This is a genomic window from Oleiphilus sp. HI0117 (genome assembly GCF_001635235.1).
On the sequence record NZ_LWGA01000165.1, the window covers coordinates 1 to 1,532 of the forward strand.

The 1,532-nt window shown below is 44.7% G+C and carries 2 protein-coding genes; both read right to left on the minus strand.

All coding sequences use genetic code 11. From position 1 onward, the window contains the following. The coding region (locus A3757_RS02175) for an ABC transporter substrate-binding protein (protein ID WP_068739090.1) at positions 1-607 on the minus strand (607 nt) is incomplete at its 3' end. Positions 608-725: 118 nt separating this feature from the next. Continuing rightward, on the minus strand, positions 726-1,505 hold the full coding sequence (locus A3757_RS02180) for a molybdopterin-synthase adenylyltransferase MoeB (protein WP_082870302.1): 780 nt from the start codon (positions 1,503-1,505) through the stop codon (positions 726-728). Positions 1,506-1,532: the final 27 nt, after the last annotated feature.

Consider the following 1,532-nt stretch of genomic DNA (forward strand, 5'->3'; position numbering starts at 1 on the left):
TGGCCAATACAAGCTGCTCATTCAATTTTCTTTCTCGAAGTTGATACTTGAGCAAAATCCCGAAATCAATCAGCACATCTAGCCTTTTCAATTGCAGCAAGTGAATCCCATGCTCCAAGCCCTTCAGCTTGATTGTCGCTACGTCTCCAGACTTAATCAGGCTCATCACTTCAGGGTGATAAACATAACCGTTATAGATTCCTAGAGTTGTTCCTTTAAGGTCATTGTATGAATGAAGCTTCAAGCTAAGTTCTGGACGAACAAGAAATCTGTCTGCCCCATCAAATAAAACAGGGGACCAATGATAGGAAGAAGGTAATTCCTTCCAAATAGGGCTCGTCAAACAATCCACATCGATGTCACCTGACTGCAATTGTTGCTCAATTCGCAAGACTGGAAGTTTCACAAACTCGGCTTGCAATCCCGCTTCGGAAGAAATCTGGTCGGCCAGATCTTTGATAATGCCAGAATGGACTACACCATCATGTTCAATAACAAAAGGTGGCTTCGCATCATCCCAATAACTGAACTTAAGAGTCTCTGCGCTAACGTTCCCTACTGAAAAAAGCAATACCAGCAAGCCTAGCTTCGATGTAATCTCTCTCATCACTCCACTCCTCCGTATACTTTCATTATTGGAAGGAAATAGTAATTAAGCAATATCTTTCACTAAAAATACCAAATTGATCTAGCTTTACTTGAGTCGAATCAAGAGTCCGTTTTACTTATTTACCACAGACCTGACAGCCTGAGTCTTTCTTCAGTTTCAACGTCCGCCACTCCATCGAAGTAGCATCCAGCATCATTAAGCGCCCTTTTAAAGAACATCCTAGGCCACTCAGTACCTTAATAGCCTCCATTGCCTGCATGCTCCCTATAATGCCAACCAACGGCGCCATAACACCTGACGTTGAGCAGGTAAGCTGCTCGTCATCCCCTTCAGCATACAAACACTGATAACACGGTGCTTCATCGTCACGCATATCGAAAACACTTACCTGCCCTTCCATTCGAATCGCGGCACCAGACACTAGAGGCTTTGCTTCTTCGACACATGCTCTATTGACCGAGAATCGAGTTGTGAATGTGTCGCTGCAGTCCAAAACCAAGTCAACTCTGGCGACAGCAGACCGTAACCCCTCCTCATCCAGACGTTTGGCAAGTACCTTCACTTCAACATGAGGGTTTATATTGCCAAGCATTTCAGCCGCGGAGTCTACTTTCATTTTTCCTAACGAGCTTTCGCCATGTAGAATTTGGCGCTGCAAGTTGGAAACATCAACATGGTCATCATCAACGATAGTTATGCAGCCAACACCTGCTGCTGCAAGATACATCGCAACCGGGCTACCCAAGCCACCCGCACCAATAATAAGTACTTTTGCATTCTTGAGCGCCAACTGCCCCGCAACATCGAATTTAGGCAACATGATCTGCCGGCTATATCGCAATAACTCCGGATCACTTAACTCTTGATAAACTTCGCGACTTTGCTGCTCGCTCACAATTCACCTCTATACAGATATAAAACT